Origin of the sequence: Duganella sp. LjRoot269 (genome assembly GCF_964254095.1) — a bacterium.
In the GTDB taxonomy this organism is placed as follows: Bacteria; Pseudomonadota; Gammaproteobacteria; order Burkholderiales; family Burkholderiaceae_D; genus Rugamonas; species Rugamonas hordei.
Genome location: NZ_CAXUSL020000001.1, coordinates 4,224,388 through 4,244,031, shown reverse-complemented (window position 1 = coordinate 4,244,031; position 19,644 = coordinate 4,224,388). Strand labels below are relative to the sequence as shown.

The 19,644-nt window shown below is 65.6% G+C and carries 14 protein-coding genes; 9 read left to right on the top strand and 5 right to left on the bottom strand.

What is annotated here, in order from left to right; all coding sequences use genetic code 11:
• The first annotated feature begins 25 nt into the window (after positions 1-25).
• The 6 genes from ACSQ3S_RS19005 (at position 26) to ACSQ3S_RS18980 (ending at position 10,972) form a co-directional block, all read left to right on the top strand.
• Entirely contained in the window at positions 26-445 is a 420-nt protein-coding gene (locus ACSQ3S_RS19005; RefSeq protein WP_436143426.1) for an ATP-binding protein, read from the top strand.
• 27 nt (positions 446-472) lie between these two features.
• Positions 473-1,114, top strand: coding sequence for an FABP family protein (locus tag ACSQ3S_RS19000; protein WP_413447273.1), 642 nt, complete (start codon positions 473-475; stop codon positions 1,112-1,114).
• Positions 1,115-1,119: 5 nt separating this feature from the next.
• Positions 1,120-1,776: an HAD family hydrolase gene (locus ACSQ3S_RS18995; RefSeq protein WP_436145051.1), complete on the top strand. Its 657-nt coding sequence runs from the start codon at positions 1,120-1,122 to the stop codon at positions 1,774-1,776.
• A 3-nt stretch (positions 1,777-1,779) separates the two neighbouring features.
• Positions 1,780-2,991 (top strand): glycosyltransferase, encoded by a 1,212-nt coding sequence (locus ACSQ3S_RS18990; RefSeq protein ID WP_436143425.1) that lies wholly within the window; start codon positions 1,780-1,782, stop codon positions 2,989-2,991.
• Positions 2,992-3,095: 104 nt separating this feature from the next.
• Complete coding sequence (locus ACSQ3S_RS18985) at positions 3,096-10,628, top strand: two-partner secretion domain-containing protein (protein ID WP_436143424.1); 7,533 nt, start codon at positions 3,096-3,098, stop codon at positions 10,626-10,628.
• Between the two features lie 107 nt (positions 10,629-10,735).
• On the top strand, positions 10,736-10,972 hold the full coding sequence (locus ACSQ3S_RS18980) for a hypothetical protein (protein WP_413449657.1): 237 nt from the start codon (positions 10,736-10,738) through the stop codon (positions 10,970-10,972).
• Here the strand turns inward: ACSQ3S_RS18980 and ACSQ3S_RS18975 are convergent.
• Both ACSQ3S_RS18975 and ACSQ3S_RS18970 read right to left on the bottom strand, forming a co-directional pair.
• A complete protein-coding gene (locus ACSQ3S_RS18975) occupies positions 10,947-12,377 on the bottom strand; it encodes an aldehyde dehydrogenase family protein (protein WP_436143423.1) in 1,431 nt (476 codons plus the stop codon). The genes ACSQ3S_RS18980 and ACSQ3S_RS18975 overlap by 26 nt on opposite strands.
• Before the next feature lie 188 nt (positions 12,378-12,565).
• On the bottom strand, positions 12,566-13,201 hold the full coding sequence (locus ACSQ3S_RS18970; protein WP_436143422.1) for a LysE family translocator: 636 nt from the start codon (positions 13,199-13,201) through the stop codon (positions 12,566-12,568).
• An 83-nt stretch (positions 13,202-13,284) separates the two neighbouring features.
• On the opposite strand from ACSQ3S_RS18970, the gene ACSQ3S_RS18965 reads away from it, so the two are divergent.
• A complete protein-coding gene (locus tag ACSQ3S_RS18965; RefSeq protein WP_436143421.1) occupies positions 13,285-14,247 on the top strand; it encodes a helix-turn-helix transcriptional regulator in 963 nt (320 codons plus the stop codon).
• On the opposite strand, the gene ACSQ3S_RS18960 is transcribed toward ACSQ3S_RS18965, so the two are convergent.
• On the bottom strand, positions 14,244-14,660 hold the full coding sequence (locus ACSQ3S_RS18960; protein ID WP_436143420.1) for a hypothetical protein: 417 nt from the start codon (positions 14,658-14,660) through the stop codon (positions 14,244-14,246). The two genes, ACSQ3S_RS18965 and ACSQ3S_RS18960, sit on opposite strands and share 4 nt — an antisense overlap.
• A gap of 18 nt (positions 14,661-14,678) precedes the next feature.
• Positions 14,679-17,381 (bottom strand): 2-oxoglutarate dehydrogenase E1 component, encoded by a 2,703-nt coding sequence (locus ACSQ3S_RS18955; RefSeq protein ID WP_436143419.1) that lies wholly within the window; start codon positions 17,379-17,381, stop codon positions 14,679-14,681.
• A 183-nt stretch (positions 17,382-17,564) separates the two neighbouring features.
• On the opposite strand from ACSQ3S_RS18955, the gene mug reads away from it, so the two are divergent.
• Together mug and ACSQ3S_RS18945 are read left to right on the top strand one after the other, a co-directional pair.
• Positions 17,565-18,113 carry a G/U mismatch-specific DNA glycosylase gene (mug, locus tag ACSQ3S_RS18950; protein ID WP_436143418.1) on the top strand — a complete coding sequence of 183 codons (549 nt, stop codon included), beginning with the start codon at positions 17,565-17,567 and terminating at the stop codon, positions 18,111-18,113.
• Positions 18,114-18,120: 7 nt separating this feature from the next.
• Positions 18,121-18,513: a DNA/RNA non-specific endonuclease gene (locus tag ACSQ3S_RS18945; RefSeq protein WP_436143417.1), complete on the top strand. Its 393-nt coding sequence runs from the start codon at positions 18,121-18,123 to the stop codon at positions 18,511-18,513.
• Positions 18,514-18,566: 53 nt separating this feature from the next.
• Here ACSQ3S_RS18945 and ACSQ3S_RS18940 read toward each other — a convergent pair whose 3' ends face one another.
• Positions 18,567-19,523: an IS1595 family transposase gene (locus tag ACSQ3S_RS18940; RefSeq protein WP_436143416.1), complete on the bottom strand. Its 957-nt coding sequence runs from the start codon at positions 19,521-19,523 to the stop codon at positions 18,567-18,569.
• Between the last annotated feature and the right edge of the window lie 121 nt (positions 19,524-19,644).

Below are 19,644 nucleotides of genomic sequence, written 5' to 3'. Positions count from 1 at the left end.
ATGATCAATCCGATAATATATTGATATGGAGAAAAAAGAAACCGATACCGCGCACATGCTGCAATTTCCGGCGCGCCTGGACGCGGTGCCCAGCGCGATGGCGTTCGCCGCGCTGGCGCTGCAGCACGCCGGCCTGGCGCCCGGCGTCGTTGCCCGCGCCGAGCTGATACTGGAAGAGCTGCTGCGCAACAGCATCCTGCATGGCTACGGTGGCGACAGCGCGCATTCGGTGTGGGTGGGCGTGGATGGCACTCGGCTGGCCTATGAGGACGAGGCGGCGCCATTCAATCCGCTGACCGAAGGACCTGCGCCGGCCGATCCGCTGCTGCCGGTCGAGCAGCAGAAGGTCGGCGGCGTCGGACTGCTGCTGATACGCCAACTGGGCGGCGCGGTGGCCTATTCCAGAAGCGGGGGGCGCAACCGCATCGAGATCGCCTTACAATAGCGTCATCACCAACCAACAGGATTTTGCATGAGCGAGTTTTCCAGCGATATTTACACCGAACCGTCCACGATCGACGTCAACACCCTCGACAACCTCGGCCCGCTGGCGCCGATGGCGGGAATCTGGAAGGGTGAGCGCGGCCTCGATATCAAGCCGAAGGCGGACGGCCCGCGCAAGCAGGCCTACGTCGAACGCATCGAGCTGCAGCCGATCGATCCCGTGACCAACGGCCCGCAGCTGTTCTACGGCCTGCGCTACCTGATCATCATCAACAAGCCGGGCCAGGCCAAGACCTACCACGAGCAGGTCGGCTACTGGCTGTGGGAGCCGGCCACCAGCACCGTGATCCAGACGCTGGCCATCCCGCGCGGCCAGATCGCCATGGCGTCGGCCGTGGTGGCGCCGGACGCCAAGGAGTTCGAACTGGTGGCGCGGCTGGAGTCCGACACCTACGGCATCCGTTCCAACCCGTTCCTGGAATACGGCTTCAAGACGGTGGAGTACCGCATCAAGGTCACCATCAACGACGACGGCACCTGGGGCTACGAAGAAGATACGGTGATGATGATACGCGGCCAGGATGAGCCGTTCCATCACGTCGACCGCAACCTGCTGAGCAAGGTCGCCGAACCGCTGGCCAACCCGATGGCGAGCGGCGTTCCTGCGTGAACGAGATGAGGTTGCAGGCGATTTTATGGGACAACGACGGTGTGCTGGTGGATACCGAGCGCCTGTTTTACGAGGCGAACCGGGATCTGTTCCTGCCACTGGGGTTGGCCCTGAGCGAGCAGCACTTCTTCGACTGGTACCTGGCCGACAACTGCGGCGCGTGGCACCTGATCGAGCCGCGCCTGAACCAGGCGCAGATCGAGGAATGGCGCAACGACCGCAATCGCCGCTATGCCGCCCGACTGGCTTCCGAGCACATACCCGCCATCGAAGGCGTGGCCGAAGTGCTGGCCAGCCTGTCGCCGCGCCTGCGCATGGGCGTGGTGACCAGCGCCAACCGCGAGCACTTCGAGATCATCCACGACCGCCTGGCGCTGATGCCGCATTTTGAATTCGTCCTCACGCATGAATCCTACGCCAGCAGCAAACCGTCGCCGGAGCCGTATTTGCTGGGGCTCGAGCGGCTGCAGCTGAACGCCGCCGATTGCCTGGTGGTGGAGGATTCGCCGCGCGGCCTGCAGGCGGCGACGGCGGCCGGCATCCGCTGCATCATCCTGCGCAACGCGCTGACGCGTGGACACGACTTCCCCGGCGCCTATCGCGTGGTCGATACCATGCCGCAGCTGCTGGACGAGATCGAGCAGCTGATGGCGGAAGGTTGAACCATGGCCCACCTGCACCTGTGCTGGGAGCTGGGCGGCGGGCTGGGTCACGCGGGACGCCTGAAAATGCTGGCGCAGGCGCTGCTGGCGCGCGGCCATCGCGTCACCCTGAGCTTGCGCGACCTGGCGCATACGCGGGCCTTGCTGGCCGACCTGGACGTGCCGAAATTCCAGGCGCCGGTGTGGCAGCAAGGCAGCAGCGGCCTGCCGCCCACGCAAGGCAACCTGGCCGAGATCCTTTTCCTGTTCGGCTATCTGGACGCGGTACCGCTGCGCGGCATGGTAGACGGCTGGCGCGCGCTGTTCGAACAATTGCGGCCGGACCTGGTGGTGGCCGATTTCGCGCCGACGGCGATCCTGGCCGCGCGCGGCATGGGCTTGCGCAGCGCTTCGGTCGGTAACGGCTTCTACAGTCCTCCGCCGGGCAAGCCGCTGCCCCCGCTGCGCGACTGGGAGCCGATCCCCGCGCAGCGCCTGGCGTCGTCCGAGGCCCGTGTGGTGGCCAACGCCAACGCGCTGCTTCCGTCCACTGCGGCCACGTTTGAGCACGGCGCCGAACTGTTCCTGGGCGACTTCGCCTTGCTGTGCACCTGGCCGGAACTGGATCACTACGGCCGCGCCGAACACGAGGCCGCGCACTGGGTCGGCCCCAGCCTGTTGTCGCCGGGCGGGATGGCGCCGCGCTGGCCGGCGGGTGAGGGACGCAAGGTGTTTGCCTACCTGAAGGCCGGACATGCGTCGCACCGCTCGGTACTGCAGGCGCTGGTGGACGAGGGCTGCCGCGCGGTGGTGTATCTGCCGGACGTGGCGGGCGGTGCGGTGCCGCCGGTCATCAGTCCGCAGCTGCATTATGCGGACGCGCCGGTCGACCTGACGCTGGCGCTGGCCGAAGCCGATCTATGCATTTCCCACGGCGGCGACGCCACGCTGGCGCAAGCGCTGCTGGCGGGCGTGCCGCTGCTCATGCTGCCGATGCAGAACGAGCAGTTCCTGGCCGCGCGTCAGGTGGCGCGGTCCGGCGCCGGCTACAACGCGGCTTTGCTGCAAGCGGACGGCGATTGGCGCGGTGCCGTGCGGCGGGTGCTTGAACAGGACAGCTATCGCGCGGCGGCACGCGCTTTCGCGGTGCGTCGCCAAGGCTTCAATCCACGACGGATGAACGACGCAGTTGCGGCGCTTCTTGAGCGCCAAATGGCCTCTACGCAACAAAGCTGAGATTTCCTCGCCCTAACGCGGCTGTCAAACTGAAAAATTCCAATCAGTAACATAAACGGCGCTACACTCTCTCTAGCAGATTCACCCGTAGTTATTAAAAACACATGACGTGGCGCTGGACGCCGCGCACCGCGATTGGGGAACTGATGATGAACAACCGCTCTTCCTGCCCGACGATCGGCTCACTGCGTCCCAAATGGCTGCCTTTGCTGGTCGCCGCCTGTTTTGGCACAGCCCAGGCCACGCCCACCTTGCCGCAAGTGGTGGCCGGCCAGGCGACATTCGGCCAGCAGGGCAATGTGTACTCCATCACCAATACGCCCAACACCATCATCAACTGGCAGAGTTTTTCGGTCGGTGCCGGCGAGGTGACCCGCTTCATCCAGCAAAACAGCTCAAGCAGCGTGCTGAACCGCATCCTGGGGCAGGATCCCAGCCAGATTTTCGGCGCCCTGCAGTCGAACGGCCGCGTCTTCCTGATTAATCCCAACGGCGTCATGTTCGGCCGCGACTCGCGGGTCGACGTGGCCGGCCTGGTCGCGTCCAGCCTGAACCTGTCGAACGCCGACTTCCTGGCGGGCAGGAACAACTTTACCCCTGTCGCCGGCGCGGGCGCGGTGAGCAATGCCGGCAGCATCACCACGCCGTCCGGCGGCCAGGTGTTCCTGGTGGCACCGAACGTGGACAACAGCGGCATCATCACCTCGCCCCAGGGGGATGTGATCCTGGCGGCCGGGCATGCCGTGCAATTGGTCGAGGCGGGCAATCCATCGGTGCAGGTGGTGGTCAGCGCGCCGGACAACGCGGCGCTGAACCTGGGCCAGGTGATCGCGCAGGGCGGCCGCATCGGCATCTACGGCGCGCTGGTCAACCAACGCGGGCGTCTGAACGCCAACAGCGCGGTGGTGGGGGAGAACGGCAAGATCGTCCTCAAGGCCAGCCGCGACACGCTGCTGGAGGCGGGCAGCGTGACCAGCGCCACCGGCGCCGGGCAGGGCGGGGACGTGTCCGTGCTGGGGCAGCGCGTGGCGCTGACCGGCGACGCGCGCATCGACGCCAGCGGCCAGACCGGCGGCGGCACCGTGCTGGTCGGCGGCGATTACCAGGGCAAGAACGCGGCGGTGCAGAACGCGCAGCAAACCGTGGTCGGGGCCGACGCCCGCATCCAGGCCGACGCTATCGCGCGCGGCGACGGCGGCAAGGTGGTGGTCTGGGCCGACGGCGCCACGTCGATGGCGGGACAGGTGTCGGCGCGGGGCGGGGCGGCCGGCGGCAACGGCGGCATCGCCGAGTCGTCCGGCAAGCAATTCCTCGATTTCCGCGGCACGGTCGACCTGCGCGCGGCCCGGGGCAAGATGGGCACCCTGCTGCTGGATCCGAATAATATTTCCATCGACACCGGCAGCGACACCTACATCACGCAAACCGGCGGCTCGCCTTTCGTCTACGAGGCCAACAATACGCCGGCCGTGCTGACGCCGTTGACGCTGACGAACCAGCTTGCCATATCGGACGTCAACGTCTACACCGGCACCGGCTCCATCACGGTGCTGAGCCCGGTCAGCTGGTCCAACTCCAGCGAGCTGACCTTGTCTGCCACCACCGGCATCGCGATCAATTCGCAGGTGACTAATACCGGGGGCGGCAAACTGTCGCTGTACACGACGGGCGGCAACATCACCCAGACCTCGGTGATCTCGGTGCCGACATTGGCGGCGATCGCCGATACCGGCAGCGTGACCCTGACCCACAACGGCAACACCGTCGGCACCCTGGCCGGTTCGGGCGCCACCGGCTTCTCCTATCACGACGCCGACGCGTTGACGATCGGCACGGTGGCGGGCGGCGCGATCCCGACGCAGGTCGGCGTCAGCTCCAGCGGTGGCTCTGTCGAGATCATGACCGGCGTGACCACCGTCACCGGCGGCCTGGCCATCGACTCGATCGTGTCGGCGCCGTCCGGCACCCTCAATTTCCGCGACTACAAGGGCGACATCACCCAAACCGCGGAGATCAGCGCGCCGTCGGCGCTGATCATCGCCGACGAGGGCGCGGTTACCCTCAATCACACTGCCAACAATCTGACTACCCTGGCCGGTTACAGCAATGCGCCGTCGGGTTTTGGTTTCGTCAATTCCGGCGCCTTGACGGTCGGCGTGGTCAGCGGTTCGCACGGCGTGCTCAGCTTCGGCACCGCGCCCCTGAGCCTGACGGCGCTGACGGGCGACCTGACGGTATCGGACACGACCTACGGCGTCACGGCCGGCAATTCGGGAGTCTCCGCGCTGACGCTGACCGCCACCAGCGGGCAGGTGCTGGGCAGCGGCATCGTCAAGGGCGGCGCCACCGTCATCAACAGCGCCACCGGCACCAACCTGGCGGGAACGCAAAATGAGATCGGCTCGCTGACCGCCGGCGTCACCGGCACCGGCAACATCACGCTGGTCAACAACCGTGCATTGTCGATTGCCTCGGTCAGCACCGCCGCGTCCAACGCGGCGGTCGACATCTCGACCACCGCGGCTTCCGCCTTCGGCATCGAGGTGGCCGGCACGATCAATGCCGGAGCCTCGGGCTACGTCGCGCTCAATGCCGGCGGTACTGGCGCGATCACGCGCACCGGCGCCTCCAGCGTCATCAGCGCGGACAGCATCATGCTGCAGAACAGCAGCACCGGGGCGATCGGCACCTCGGGCCTGCCTTTGCTGACCAACGCGCTCAACAGCGACACCACCGACTTCCATATCGGTGCCTCGGGCGCCGGCCCGCAAGGTTTGTACCTGGCGCACACCGGCAGGATGAGCCTGAACTCGGCCTCGCACTACGGCAGCAACGCCGCCATCAGCATCGGGGCGACCAACGACCTGACCATCGCCGGCAACCTGAGCGCCGGCACGGCGAACTTGACGCTGGATACGTCCGGCAGCCTTGCCAGCGACAACAGTTCCGTCCTCTCCGGCGGCACCATCAACCTGCTGGCGACGCAGAATATCAACGTGGGCAGCGTGGTCTCGCCCACCGGCAGTATCAGCATGGTGGCCCAGCAGGCGTTGACGGCACGCGGCATCAGCACGGCCGCGCTCAACGCCGGCAACGTCACGCTGACCGCCAACGGCGGCGACATGATACTGGGCGCCGACGGCGCGCTCGACGCCCGTTCGAGCTCGGCCGGCGGCAACGGCACCGTGTCGCTGACCAGCGCCGGCGCGATCCAGATGCTCAACAGCAACGTCATCAAGGCCGGCGCGCTGGACATGAAGGCCGCCACCGGCATTTACGGCATCAGCAACGCCATCCCGCTCGCCATCATGAGCGACAGCGTGCAGGCGCAAAACACGTCTTCGGGCGTGATACGGCTGTCCAATAGCGGCACCAATTTGTCGGTGGGCGGGGCCAGCAGCTACGGCATCGATCAGCAAGGCGCCGGCAATGTGTATCTGGACAACGCCAGCGGCTACACGACCAGCATCAACAAGTCCATCACCAGCAACGGCGGCAGCATCGCGGTCTACGGATCGGGCGGGATTTCGCTGCTGGCTTCACAGCCGATCACCAGCAACGGCGGCGGCATCCAGCTGTTCGCGTTCGACACCAACGCCCAGCTGACCATGCCGGCCAACTCCAGCGTCAGCAGCGGCGGCGGCTTGATCAACCTGAAGGCCGACGCCATGTCCTTCACCGGCAGCGCCTTGCATGCGGGCAGCGGCGGCGTCGCCATCGGGCCCGGCAACGGCGATACGCTGATCCGCGCGGGCACGGGCGCTACCGATGTCAGCGGCGCACCCGGCACGCGGGTGCTCGGCCTGACCGAGGCCGAACTGCGCACCATCGACACCACCGGTTACATTTATCTCGGCAATGGCTCGCAGACCGCCGACGTGACCATCTCGGGCGCGCTGGATCTGTATAACGGCGGCGCCCTGAACGGCATGCTCTCGCTCAACGGCGGCAGCGGCAACGTGTTCATCAACGACGTGCTGACGACGGGACAGGCGACCATCGCCAACGCCAACGCATCGAAAACGATCACGATCGGCAATGGCGGTCAGCTGCAGACTCACGGCACGACCGTGTTCAACGCGCTGGGCGGCGTGGTCATGAACGGCAACGGCAGCATCGCCACCAATGGCAGCGTGCTGTACATGCAGGGTACGACCGGAGTCACCCTCAATGGCACCGCCAGCATAGCGACGGCGGGCGGCGGGCTGACCATTGATGCCGGCAGCGTGGACGGCGTGTTCACCAGCCAGGCCGGCACCTCGATTTCCAGCGGCGGCGCGACACCGCTGATCACGGCCGACAACATGAGCCTGGCGGGCACCATCACCAGCACCAGTGGCGTCGCCCTGGCGCCGCACACCGCCGGGGTATTGGTCAAGGTCGGCGCGCTGGCGGCCGACAGCAGCGGCGTGCTGCGCCTGACCAGCAGCGAACTGAACGGCGTGAACGCGCCTATCCTGCGCATCGGCTCGGCCACCTCCGGCGCGGTCGCGATCGAATCGGCGCTGGGCAATACTAGTGGCGGCGCATTCGAACACGTCGGCTCGGCGCTGAGCCTCACCTCCGGCGGCGCCATCACGCAGAGCGCCGGCGCCACCATCGGCGGCATCAGCAAGGTCTCGCTGACGGCGGGCAGCGTCGCGTTGGACCAGGCCAACGGCACCGGCCGCATCGCCGGCTCCACCAGTGGCTCGTTCGCCTACCGCTCCGCCAACCAGATCTCGGTCGAGACGGTCGACGGCGTCAGCGGCATCACTTCCGGGGCTGGCCAGGCCATCAAGCTCAAGTCCGACGGCGCCGGCATCAGCCAGAACGCCGGCGCGCCGCTGATCGTGTCCAGCGGCACGCTGGTGCTGGAGGCGGCCGGACCGGCCGAGCTGAACCTGATCACCAATAACTTCACCGCCCTGGGCGGCGCGCTGAACCAGGGTGGCGCCGGCGTCAAGGGGCCGTCGGAAATCTACGTCGCCAACAACCTGTCCGTCGGCAGCGTGACGGCGATCGATGGCGTGACCACCATCAACGGCCTGTCGACCAATAACCAGGACCTGGAGCTGTCGACCGGCTTCATCACCCATACGCTGACCGTCAGCAAGCCGATCGACGTCGGCACCGCCAGCGTGTCGCTGGAGACGGACAACCTGACGCTCAACGACACCGTCACCGGTAACACGGTGGTGCTGCAGCCGCACACCACGGGCCGGCCGATCACGGTGGGCTCGGCCACCTGCCAGGTGGGCGGCGTCGGCGGCTGCCTGGCGATCACCCGGCTCGACCGCGTGGTTGCGCCGAATATCGGCATCGGCCGCCGTTACGCCGACCCCGAAGCGCCGGGAGAACTTTATGTAGCCGGCATCACCACCGCCGGCACGGCCGTCGCGACCGACATCAATCCGATCACCACGATGATCGGCCTCGGCAGCGGCGGCACCATCACCCAGGGCGGGCCTATCGTGGTCAACACGCTGGGCCTGTCTGCGGGCGGAGTCGTCACGCTGGGCGACGCGGGCAACCTGATCTCGACGCTGGCGGCAGAAACCAATGGCACGGCCATCTCGTACAGCAATAGCGCGGGCTTCACGGTCGGAGTGTTGCCGGCCAATACGCTGATCGAGTCGGGTGGCGGCTCCTTGAGCGGCGTGCACACAATGGGCGGCAATGTAGCGTTGACAGCCGGCGGCGGCGCCACCAGCGAACTGGCCATCTCTCAACTGATCAACGCCGGCAGCGGCGATGTCGGACTGACTTCGCACGGCGCCGTGTACGGCGGCACTGGTACCAACGATATCACCGCCGGCACCCTCAGCGTCACGGCCAACGGCACCTCCACGCGCGGCGCGGGCATCGGCGCTATTGATGGCGCCGGCGGCTTGCATACCACTGTGCCGCGCATCGCCTCGCTGACGGCGCCGGCGGCCGGCATCCGCATCGCCAGCCTGTCGAACCTGGTCGTCGGGCCAGCCTCGGCGGCGTCGGGAGACGTCGTGACCACCACCGGTACGCTGGCGCTGAGCACGGCCACCGGCCATCCGTTGACCATCAATGGCGACCTTGCCGCGACCGGCAATATCGACCTGACGGCCGGTTCCGCCGGCTCCAGCAATTCACTGGACCAGATTAATTTCGCGCAGAACGTCACCTCCAGCGGCGGCAATATCACCATCAACGCAAACGGCGTCACCGGCGCGCACGTGCCGACCGGCGGCAACGTCAGCTCGCACCTGTTCGTCCCGTCGACGCAGGTACCGCCACCGACCGTGGCCGCCTGCATCGCCAATCCGACGCTGAGCGGTTGCTCCAGCGTCCTGCCCAGCCTGGCCGTCTGCACCAGCGCGCCGACGACAGAAGGTTGTTCCGTTGTGCTGCCAGGCCTGGCCGTTTGCACCGCGGCGCCGACGACCGCCGGCTGTTCAGCCGTATTGCCAGGCCTGGCCGTCTGCGTCAGTGCGCCAACGACGCCCGGCTGTTCGGCCGTCTTGCCTGCTCTGGCCGTCTGTATGACCGATCCGACCACCGCCGGTTGCAGCGCGGTGCTGCCGAGTGTGAGCGTATGCGTTGCCGCGCCGACCACGGCCGGTTGTTCGGCCGTGCTGCCGACTCTCGCCGTGTGCGCTGCCGCGCCGACCCTTCCGGGATGTTCGGTCGTGCTGCCCACCGTGGCCGCTTGCGCTGCGGCACCTACGCTGCCTGGCTGCTCGGCCGTACTGCCTACCGTGGCCGCCTGCACTGCGACGCCGACGCTGCCTGGTTGCTCGGCCGTGCTGCCTACCGTAGCCGCCTGCTCTGCCACACCGACGCTGCCTGGTTGCTCGGCCGTGTTGCCGACCGTGGCCGCCTGCACTGCCGCGCCGACACTGCCGGGTTGCTCGGCCGTGTTGCCAACGGTGGCAGCTTGCTCGGCCGCGCCGACCTTGCCGGGCTGCTCGGCTGTGCTGCCATCGGTGGCGGCTTGCACGATCACGCCGACGTTGACGGGTTGTTCCGCCGTGCTGCCAGGCCTGGCGGCATGCGTCGCTACGCCGACCCTGGCCGGTTGCTCGGCCGTGCTGCCGCCGCTGAGCGTCTGCGTGGCGGTTCCAGGCACGGCGGGCTGCTCGGCGGTCCTGCCTGACCTGGCTGTTTGTGTCGCTACGCCGAGCGCCGCCGGTTGCTCCGCCGTGTTGCCCTCGCTGGCAAGCTGCAGCAGCGCGCCGACCACGGCCGGCTGCAGCGCCGTCCTGCCGACGCTGGCACAGTGCACCAGCACGCCGACGCTTGCCGGTTGCAGCGTCGTGCTGCCGCCTGTGAATGTGTGCTTGAGCAACCCGAACGCCGCCGGCTGCGTGGTGGTCGTGCCGCCGGTCCAGTCCCAGTCTGATGGGCCGATCGCGCAAGCGCTCAACACCACCATCAACGTGATCAACGCGGTAACGCCGGCCGGCGGTGCACCAGTCGTGCCGATTGTGGCGCGGACTTCCAGCGGTGGCGGTAGCGGCAGCAGCGGCAACGACTCGGGCACCACGTCGTCGACCGGCGGCCCGGCCGCGACGTCCAGCACGCCGGACGACAGCGAGAAAAAAGACGTCAAGAAAGAAGACGTCGTCGCGCAAAAGACTGAAACCAAGAAAGAGGTGCAGAAAAAGACCTACTGCAATTGATGCGTGTTGGCGGCAGGATGGCGGCGATAACGGGGCGCAGGCGTGCGCCGTTGTCGCCGTTGCCAGTTTACGATGGTGACATCCGAGTCCAATGCAGGGAGACCATCATGCCCAGAGGAGCGAGTCCCAAGCGCGAACGGGAATACAAGGAACTGGAGCACAAATTCGAGGAAGAAGGGCGCTACAAGGGCCGCGAGGAGGAAGTTGCGGCCCGCATCGTCAACAAGCAGCGCGCCGAGGCCGGAGAGACCAAGGACGCCAAGGATACCCGGCCTCCCCGAACCGGCACCGGCCACCGGCGCAGCAATACGACGCGCGCTACACGCCGCAGTAAGCCGTCTTGACGGTGGTAAAGAACTCGGCCGCGTAAGTGCCTTGCTCGCGCGAGCCGTAGCTGGACGCCTTGCTGCCGCCGAACGGCACGTGATAGTCGACACCCGCCGTCGGCACGTTGACCATCACCATGCCGGCCTGCGCGTGGCGTTTGAAGTGCGTCGCGTGCTTGAGCGAGGTGGTGACGATGCCGCTCGACAAGCCGAACTCGGTGTCGTTGGCCAGGAATAGCGCATGCTCGTAGCTGTCGGCCGGAATCACGCTGGCAACCGGGCCGAAGATTTCCTCGCGGCTGATGCGCATGTCGTTGCTGGCGTCCGTCAGCAGGGCGGGGCGCAGGTAGAAGCCGGGCGACGGGCCATCCAGGCGTTCGCCGCCGTAGGCCAGGGTCGCGCCTTCGTCCTTGCCGATGCGGATATAGTTCATGTCCTGTTCCAGCTGGTTGGCGTCGACCACCGGGCCGATGTCGGTGCCGGCGGCCAATGCGTCGCCGACCGCCAGCTTGGCCAATTCCTGCTTGACCGCCTCGACGAAGCGCGGATAGATGTTCTTGCCGACGATTAACCTACTGGATGCCGTGCAGCGCTGGCCGGTGGAGAAATACGAGCCTTGCACCGCACAGTAGACGGCGGTGGCGAGGTCGGCATCGTCGAGGATGACCAACGGATTCTTGCCGCCCATTTCGATCTGCACCTTGGCCAGCCGGCCCATCGCCGCCATCGCCACCTTCTTGCCGGTGGCGACCGAGCCGGTGAAGCTGATGGCGTTGACGCGGCGGTCGTTCAGCAGCGCGGCGCCGACCACGGCGCCATGGCCCATGACCAGGTTGAACACACCCGGAGGCAGGCCGGCGCGGCTGATGATCTCGGTCAGCGCCCAAGTGCTGCCCGGCACCAGTTCGGCCGGCTTCATCACCACGCAGTTGCCGTAGGCCAGCGCCGGCGCGATCTTCCACGATGGAATCGCGATCGGGAAATTCCACGGCGCGATGATGCCGACCACGCCGACCGGTTCGCGCGTCACTTCGACGTCGAGGTTGGGGCGTACCGACGGGATCTTGTCGCCGCGCAGGCGCAGGCATTCGGCCGCAAAGAACTTGAAGATATTGCCGGCGCGGACCACCTCGCCGATGCCTTCCGGCTTGGTTTTTCCTTCCTCGCGCGACAGCAGGATGCCCAGCTCTTCGCGGCGGGCCAGGATTTCGCTGCCGATCTTGTCGAGCGCGTCGGCGCGCATCTGGATGTTCGACAGCGCCCAGCCGGGCGCGGCGGCAGCGGCGGCGGCAATCGCCAGCTCGGTCTGCTGCGCATCGGCCACCGCATAGTGGTCGATGATGTCGTTGGTATTGGATGGGTTGATGTTGGCTGAACTGCTGGCGCCGTCCAGCCAGGCGCCGTTGATATACAGTTGTTTCATGGGCTCCGCTTTACATGATGAGGTGGGGAAGCAGCATTATCCTCCGTTATCAAAATTTTTACCTGCTGGTCACAATCTGATGTAAAATAGTAACTAGTGTTGTAAGAAATGATAGCTTTGAAACATTGCCTCTGGTAGGGCGGATGTCGGAAAGGCCGGACCTCGACGGGGTCCGGCCTTTTTTGTTGTCAAGCCATGGCCCAGGCCTGGCTCGCGCTGAGCACGGCGGTCAGCATCAGCAATGCGCCCATGACGCGGGCTGCGACGGTCGAGGCCGCGGGATGCGCGGCAAACCAGCCGTTGGCACCGCTGGCGGCATAGGCCAGCGCACCGTAGACGCCCAGCTGCGTCAGCGCCGTGATGCCGCCCAGCACGCCCGACTGCACCCACAACGGCCCCTGGCCCGGCTTCAGGAATTGCGGGAAGATCGCCAGCATGAAGATGTAGGCTTTCGGATTCAGCAGGCTGGTGGTCAGCGCGCGGCGGAAGATGACGGCGTCGGCCATCGCTTCGGCGCCCGGCGCCGGATGGAACACGCTGTCGCTGCGCAGCAGGCTCCAGCCCATCCAGGCGATGTAGACGGCGCCCGCCAGCAGCATGATCTTGAACAGCGGCGGCCAGTATTGCAGCACCATGGCTACGCCCAGCGCGCCCATGCACAGATGGCAAAAGCCGCCGGCGATGATGCCGCCCACCGCCGCCATGCCGGAACGGCGCCCGCCCAGCATCGAACTGCCCATGACGAAGGCCATGTCCAGCCCCGGCAGCGCGATGACGCCGAAGACCACGACAAAATACAACCAGAGATTGGCGGTTTGATTCATTGCATGCTCCTGTGGTGACGTTTTATGCAGTTTAAAGATCAATCAGGGCAGATTTGGCCCTAATAAACTGCTATCTTTAGGTCATGTACCATCCAACCACACGTGTATTGGCAGTGCTGGAGCTGCTGCAAACCCATGGCCGCATGAGCGGCGCCGACATGGCCGGGCGGCTGCAGGTGGACGGCCGCACCTTGCGCCGCTACATCGTCATGCTGGAGCAGATCGGCATCCCGATTACCACCGAGCGCGGCCGTCACGGCGGCTACGCGCTGATGCCGGGTTTCAAGCTGCCGCCGATGATGTTCACCGACGACGAGGCGCTGGCTTTGTCGCTGGGCTTGCTGGCGGCGCGTGGACTGGGCCTGGCGGAGGCGGCGCCGGCGGTGGCCAGCGCGCAGGCCAAGTTGGAGCGCATCATGCCGGCCGGCTTGCGCCAGCGGGTCGGCGCCATCGATGAAACGGTGCGGCTGGACTTGCGCACCGGTCCCGGGCAGGCGGGGGCCGAGCCGAACAACGCTGCGCTGAGCGCGCTCAGCGTGGCGGCCAAGGCGCGCCGGCGCGTGCATCTGCGTTACCGCGCCGGCGGCGCGGACACCGAGCGCGACTTCGATCCCTACGGCCTGGCTTACTATGCCGGCTACTGGTACACCGTCGGGCATTGCTATCTGCGGCGCGACTTGCGCACCTTCCGGCTGGACCGCGTGCTGGCGGTTGAGCCTGCCGACGGCGGCTTCACGCTGCCGCCGGGCTTCGATGCGCTGGAGCATCTGCGGCTGTCGGTGGCGGCGCTGCCGCGCAAGTTCGCCGCCAGGATCCTGCTGCACACCGACCTGGCCACGGCGCGCTGCTCGATGATGGACACCATCGGCCTGTTCGAGCAGACGGGCGATGGCGTGCTGCTGCACAACCAGTCCGACGAGCTGGGCTGGCTGGCGCGCCAGTTGGCCGCCGCGCCGTTCGATATTACGGTGCTGGAGCCGCCTGAGCTGCGGGCCGAACTGGGCGCGGTTGCGGCGCGCCTGTTGCGCGCGGCCGGCGCTCGTTAGGAAACGGCCGCTTCCTCAGGCATCGCACCGGCGTGGACACGCGCATACTCCTGCAGGCAGGCCAGCATTTTGGCTGACCAGGGATTCTCGATTGCCGCGTTCGCCAATGACTCATGGGCGAAGACTTCGACCAGGGGCCGGCCGGGACCCGCCTGCACCAGCTTGAAGGGTTCAAAGCCCGCTTCCAGCGAATACTCCAGGAAGCGCAGGTGGAATTCGCCGTGCCGCATGCCGTCTACCGACAGTATCTGGAACGACGGCCCGTTTCCTTCGTTGTAGGCGTGGGCGCCGGCCGTCGCCAGCACGCGCAGCGCCGGCCAGTGGAATTGTTCCGGCTTGTCTTCCCATTGCTCCTGAAGGTCCAGGAACCGGCCCACGAGTTGATTGATGTCACTGGGTTTCTGCATAGTCATAGCTGCCTCCGTCGCGAATCAAATCGCAAAAGCTTGTTGAACTACCGCGGCTTGCTGCTGCTGGTGCAGCGACGCATAGCCAGGTGCCGTGGATGAGGAGGCGGCGCGGCAAGCGTCATGAATTTCCGCCATGCCTGGTACGACGGCCCGAAGATCTTCTTCAAGAACTTTCCAGGCGCCCTGGTTGCGGGCTTCCTCCTGGCACCAGACGACTTTCTTCAGATTCGGATAGCGGGCCAGTTCCGCAGCCAGTTGCCCGGCCGGGAATGGATACAGCTGTTCCAGGCGTATCAGTGCGACGTTGTGCAAGTCGTGTGTCCGGCGATATTCCAGCAGGTCGACGTAGACCTTGCCGGAGCAGATAATCGCGCGTTCGATTTCCAGCCCGTTCGACATGTCGCCAAGCACCTCATGGAACGTTGTTCCGTCGGCCAGGTCCTCCAGGCTGCTGACGGCATCCGCGTGACGCAGCAGCGATTTGGGCGTCATCACAATCAGCGGCTTGCGGTCGACCGCCAGCGCCTGCCTGCGCAGCAAATGGAAGAATTGGGCGGGCAGGGTGGGCTGGCACACCTGGATATTTTCCTCCGCACACAGCTGCAGATAGCGCTCCAGCCGTGCCGAGGCGTGCTCCGGACCTTGCCCATCCTGGCCGTGCGGAAGCAGCAGGGTGACGCCATTGCTTTGGCCCCACTTGGCGGCCGCCGCCGAAATGAAGTTGTCGATGACGACCTGGGCGCCGTTGGCGAAGTCGCCGAATTGCGCTTCCCACATCACCAGGGAGTCGTCGCGGATCGCCGAGTAACCGTACTCGAAAGCCAGCACGGCGGACTCGGACAGGATGGAGTTATTGACGGTGAATTGTCCCTGTCCGGCCGCGAGGTGGTTCAACGGCACGTATTTTCCTTCGCCGCGCACTTGCCGGTTCTGGTTGTTCAGCACCGCATGGCGGTGGCTGAAGGTGCCGCGCTCGCTATCCTGGCCGCTCAGCCGAACGTGGGTGCCGGTGGCGAGCAGCGAGGCAAACGCCAGGTGCTCGGCCATGCCCCAATCGAGCGGCCTGGCGCCGTCCGCCATTTCGCGGCGGCTGCCGACGACCTTGGTCACCAGCGGGTGCAGGGCGAACGTTTCGGGCACTTCGGAAATCTTGTGCGCAAGCTCACGGATGGCGTCCAGCGACGGCGCGGAGTACCTGATATTTCGACTTGCCTTGTTCGCTGCGAGCGGCGCCGGAATGACAGGCTCCTCGGCCTGGGCCAGGGTATCGCGATACGCGTTGGCGTATTCGTCGACCTGTTCCTGCGTCAGCACGCCGGCATCGACCAGCTTCTGCGCGTAGATGGCACGGGCGCCGGGATGGCCTGCGATCGAACGGTACATCAGCGGTTGCGTGATGCTGGGCGTGTCCTGCTCCTGGTGGCCATGGCGGCGGAAGCAGACCAGGTCGATCACCACGCTGCGCTTGTAGGTGGTCCGGTATTCGATGGCCAGCCGCACCGCCTCGACGACAGCCTCGGGATCGTCGGCGTTGACGTGCAATACCGGCGCTTCGATCAGCTTGGCGATGTCGGTGCAGTAGAAGGTCGAACGGGTTTCGCCCGAGGCCGAGGTGGTGAAGCCGATCTGGTTGTTGATGACGATATGGATCGTGCCGCCGGTGCCGTGGCCCTTGGTGTAGCTCAGGTTCATGGTCTCCATCACGATGCCCTGGCCGGATATCGCGACGTCGCCGTGGATCTCGACCGGCAGCACGCCGCCTTCTTCCAGCACGCCCATCTGTTCTGCCTTGGCGCGGGCCATGCCCTGGACCACGGGATTGACGATTTCCAGGTGCGAGGGGTTGAAGGCGAGTACCACTTCGAGCGGCCCGTCGTCGGTCTCCATGGTCCCGGTGTAACCCTTGTGATATTTGACGTCGCCGGCCGGCAGCAGGTGGGCGGTCTTGCCTTCGAATTCGTCGAACAGCATCTGGGCCGGCTTGCCGATGGTGTTCACCAGCACGTTCAGGCGGCCCCGGTGCGCCATGCCCAGCACCGCGCTTTTGATGCCGTGGGCCGCGCCGCGACGCAGCAGTTCGTCCAGCAGCACGATCAGCGCTTCGGCGCCCTCCAGCGAGAAGCGCTTCTGGCCGACGTAGCGGGTGTGCAGGTATTTTTCCAGGCCCTCCGCCGCCGTCAGCCGTTCCAGGATGTGCTTGCGCTGCTGGTTGCTGAGCTGCGGCTTCGAGTGCGCCGCTTCGAGCCGCATCTGCCACCATTGGCGCTGGCCGGCGTCGGCCAGGTACATGTATTCCGCACCGAGCGTTCCGCTGTAGGTTTCTTCGAGCGCCGCGACGATGTCCTTCAGCGATGCCGAATCGCCGTCCTGGAAGTAGGTGCCGGCGCTGCTGAAGTGGGTGTCGAGGTCGTTTTGCGACAAGCCATGGTAGGCCGGCGTCAGCTCGGGCAGCGGTGGCGCGGGGTTCCATTGCAGCGGGTCGAGTTGCGCCTGGCGGGCGCCGATCATCCGGTAGGCCGCGATCAGCGACTGCACCGCGACCTGCTTTCTGGCCAGCGATAACGACGCGCCGCCGCCCGCCGGCGCTAATTGCAGCGATTCGAAGTATGAACGCCATTCCCGCGAGACGGAATCGGCATCGTCGAGGTAGGACTCGTAGAGCTCCTCGATATACGGCACGTTTTCTCCGAAGAGGAAGGATGTTCTCCAGTGTTGCTTCATCATGATGAATTACTCCTTGGCCTGGCATGGGCGCCTGGTTGGCCCCATCGATAATTCAGTATGGTATTCATCAGTAATAAAGGGAATTCCTGAGTGCATCACTCCGGAGCCAAACAGCATCGTTTTGGGGACATCGGGGGCAAGCCTGGGTTGATCAGGCAGGCGCGCTGATCCATACTGCGCGGCATGCATCCCACCGACCAGCAAGCGCTTCCCGACATCCTTGGACATGGATTGGAAATTGTCTTTTGTGGCATCAATCCCGGCGCCGGCGCGGCGGCGGCCGGGCATCATTTTCTCGGCCGCGGCAACCGCTTCTGGCCGGTGGTTCACCTGGCCGGGTTCACGCCCCGCCAGCTGGCGCCGGAGGAAGACCGGAGCGCTCTCGACTTTGGCATCGGCCTGACGACCGCCGTCGAACGTCCGACCAGCCGCGCCAGCCAGGTCCATGCGCAGGAGTTCGAGGATGCCGCGTCGGCGTTGGCCGCCAAGATCGCGTTCTACCGGCCCCGTTGCGTCGCCTTCCTCGGCAAGGCGGCCTATGCCGGCATCATGCAGAAAAGAACGGTGGAATGGGGCGAGCAGGCGGAGCGCTTCGGCGGGGCCAGGGTGTGGATCCTGCCCAATCCCAGCGGGCTGAATCGGGGATTTTCGATGGAAAGGCTGGTGGCGGCTTATTCGGTGTGCCATCGCGCGCTGTTGTCCGCTAGAATGCCGCCACCACATTCTGCCTGAAAGAAATATGCATCTGATTCAACGATCCGTCGCGGCCGCCGTAATGGCTTGCGGCTTGTTCGGCAGCGTCGCCGCCTGGGCCGGCGCCTGTCCTGCCCACTATGTCGATGGCCGCCTGCCGGAAATTCGCAATCCCAAGATGAGCAGCGCCACCACCGAGCTGTGCTACGGCGTGTTCGGCGTCATGCATTCCGGAATCACGCGCACGCCGCTGTGGTCGGCCGAACACCTGACCGCCGATAATCTGGAAGCGGCCAAGACGCTGTCGCGCGAGAATTCCTTCCACAGCGAATCGCTGCTGCCGGCCAGCCGGCGCGCCGAGTTGTCCGATTACGCGCGCAGCGGCTACGACCGCGGCCACATGCAATACCCGTCGAAAAATATACTCAACCATATCTGATATGGCCTTCTGTTGAGTATGCATACTCAAACGCCATACTCAATCGCTCCTGATTATGTCTTTGCCTCAGACTTTCCCAGCAGCTTCCGCCTCGGGCACGGCCGAGTGTGCGTGACGGCGACGGCCATGCGCGGCAGCATCGCCGCCATATCGAATCGCCGATTGAAACGGTACTGCACTTCAGCCAGATACCGTCGTGCGTACTTGGCGAACTTGAATGCATGATGGGTCCCCGACAGCGCCGTTTTCAGATTGCCCAGCACCACGTTGAGCCACTTGAAGGGTTCGATCTCCGTGCCGGCTTTGCCGCGCGGCGCCAACACGACCTTGTGCGTGTAGCCGAGCCGTTCGAGCACCTCGAAGCCCAACAAACCGTCCGTTACGACGCAGCTTCCCGGCGCAATGGCGCACTTCGCCCACGGCGTGAGCGCGGCAAAGGAGAAGCCGTCGACCGGATCGAATCGCACCCGCTGGGGACGGCCTTCGCGCAGCTCCACGGCAGCGACGAACGCCATCTTGTTCGAGGAGCCGCGTCCTGGGCCGCTACCGGTGCGTTCGCCGCCAAGATAAGCGTCATCGGCCCGTACTTCCCCTTGCAACGGTTGGCCAGCCTCGCGCTGAACCATCACCTCCATGAGCTTGTGCTTGAGCAACCAGGCCGCCTTCCACGACACACCCAGGTGTCGCATCAGAGCCAGCGCCGCAATATTTGTTTTCGATTGCGTCATCAAATAGATCGCCAGAAACCAGGTCGTCAGCGGCAGGTGGCCGTGCTCCATGACGGTTCCGGCCCGCAAGCTGGTTTGATAGCGGCAGGCTTTGCATTGCCAGTAGCGGGTGGCGCCGCGTTTGAACTCGTAGGCCAACCGGTGCGCGCAGCGAGGGCACTCGAAGCCGTCGCGCCAGCGCGCCTTCACCAACGCCGCCTCGCACTGTTCTTCCGTGCCGTACTCCTTCATGAACTGCGCCAGCGACATTCCCTTTTGAAACTGAATTCCATTGATAGCCATGATCGCTCCTTCGACGATACTTTTGACTATCATTGGACAGCGGGCGGGCGGGCGCGCAAGTTCTGAGGATCGAACATAATCAGGTGAGTTCATTTGATACTCGCTTCACCTCTTAAAATTT

What these genes read in the sequence shown, in the direction of transcription:
- ACSQ3S_RS18965 (WP_436143421.1), top strand. Translation starts at nt 13,285, where the DNA reads ATGTACCATCCAACCACACGTGTATTGGCAGTGCTGGAGCTGCTGCAA.
- ACSQ3S_RS18960 (WP_436143420.1), bottom strand. Translation starts at nt 14,660, where the DNA reads ATGACTATGCAGAAACCCAGTGACATCAATCAACTCGTGGGCCGGTTC.
- ACSQ3S_RS19000 (WP_413447273.1), top strand. Translation starts at nt 473, where the DNA reads ATGAGCGAGTTTTCCAGCGATATTTACACCGAACCGTCCACGATCGAC.
- ACSQ3S_RS18945 (WP_436143417.1), top strand. Translation starts at nt 18,121, where the DNA reads ATGCATCTGATTCAACGATCCGTCGCGGCCGCCGTAATGGCTTGCGGC.
- ACSQ3S_RS18980 (WP_413449657.1), top strand. Translation starts at nt 10,736, where the DNA reads ATGCCCAGAGGAGCGAGTCCCAAGCGCGAACGGGAATACAAGGAACTG.
- ACSQ3S_RS18995 (WP_436145051.1), top strand. Translation starts at nt 1,120, where the DNA reads ATGAGGTTGCAGGCGATTTTATGGGACAACGACGGTGTGCTGGTGGAT.
- ACSQ3S_RS18940 (WP_436143416.1), bottom strand. Translation starts at nt 19,523, where the DNA reads ATGGCTATCAATGGAATTCAGTTTCAAAAGGGAATGTCGCTGGCGCAG.
- ACSQ3S_RS18985 (WP_436143424.1), top strand. Translation starts at nt 3,096, where the DNA reads ATGACGTGGCGCTGGACGCCGCGCACCGCGATTGGGGAACTGATGATG.
- ACSQ3S_RS18955 (WP_436143419.1), bottom strand. Translation starts at nt 17,381, where the DNA reads ATGATGAAGCAACACTGGAGAACATCCTTCCTCTTCGGAGAAAACGTG.
- mug (WP_436143418.1), top strand. Translation starts at nt 17,565, where the DNA reads ATGCATCCCACCGACCAGCAAGCGCTTCCCGACATCCTTGGACATGGA.
- ACSQ3S_RS19005 (WP_436143426.1), top strand. Translation starts at nt 26, where the DNA reads ATGGAGAAAAAAGAAACCGATACCGCGCACATGCTGCAATTTCCGGCG.
- ACSQ3S_RS18975 (WP_436143423.1), bottom strand. Translation starts at nt 12,377, where the DNA reads ATGAAACAACTGTATATCAACGGCGCCTGGCTGGACGGCGCCAGCAGT.
- ACSQ3S_RS18970 (WP_436143422.1), bottom strand. Translation starts at nt 13,201, where the DNA reads ATGAATCAAACCGCCAATCTCTGGTTGTATTTTGTCGTGGTCTTCGGC.
- ACSQ3S_RS18990 (WP_436143425.1), top strand. Translation starts at nt 1,780, where the DNA reads ATGGCCCACCTGCACCTGTGCTGGGAGCTGGGCGGCGGGCTGGGTCAC.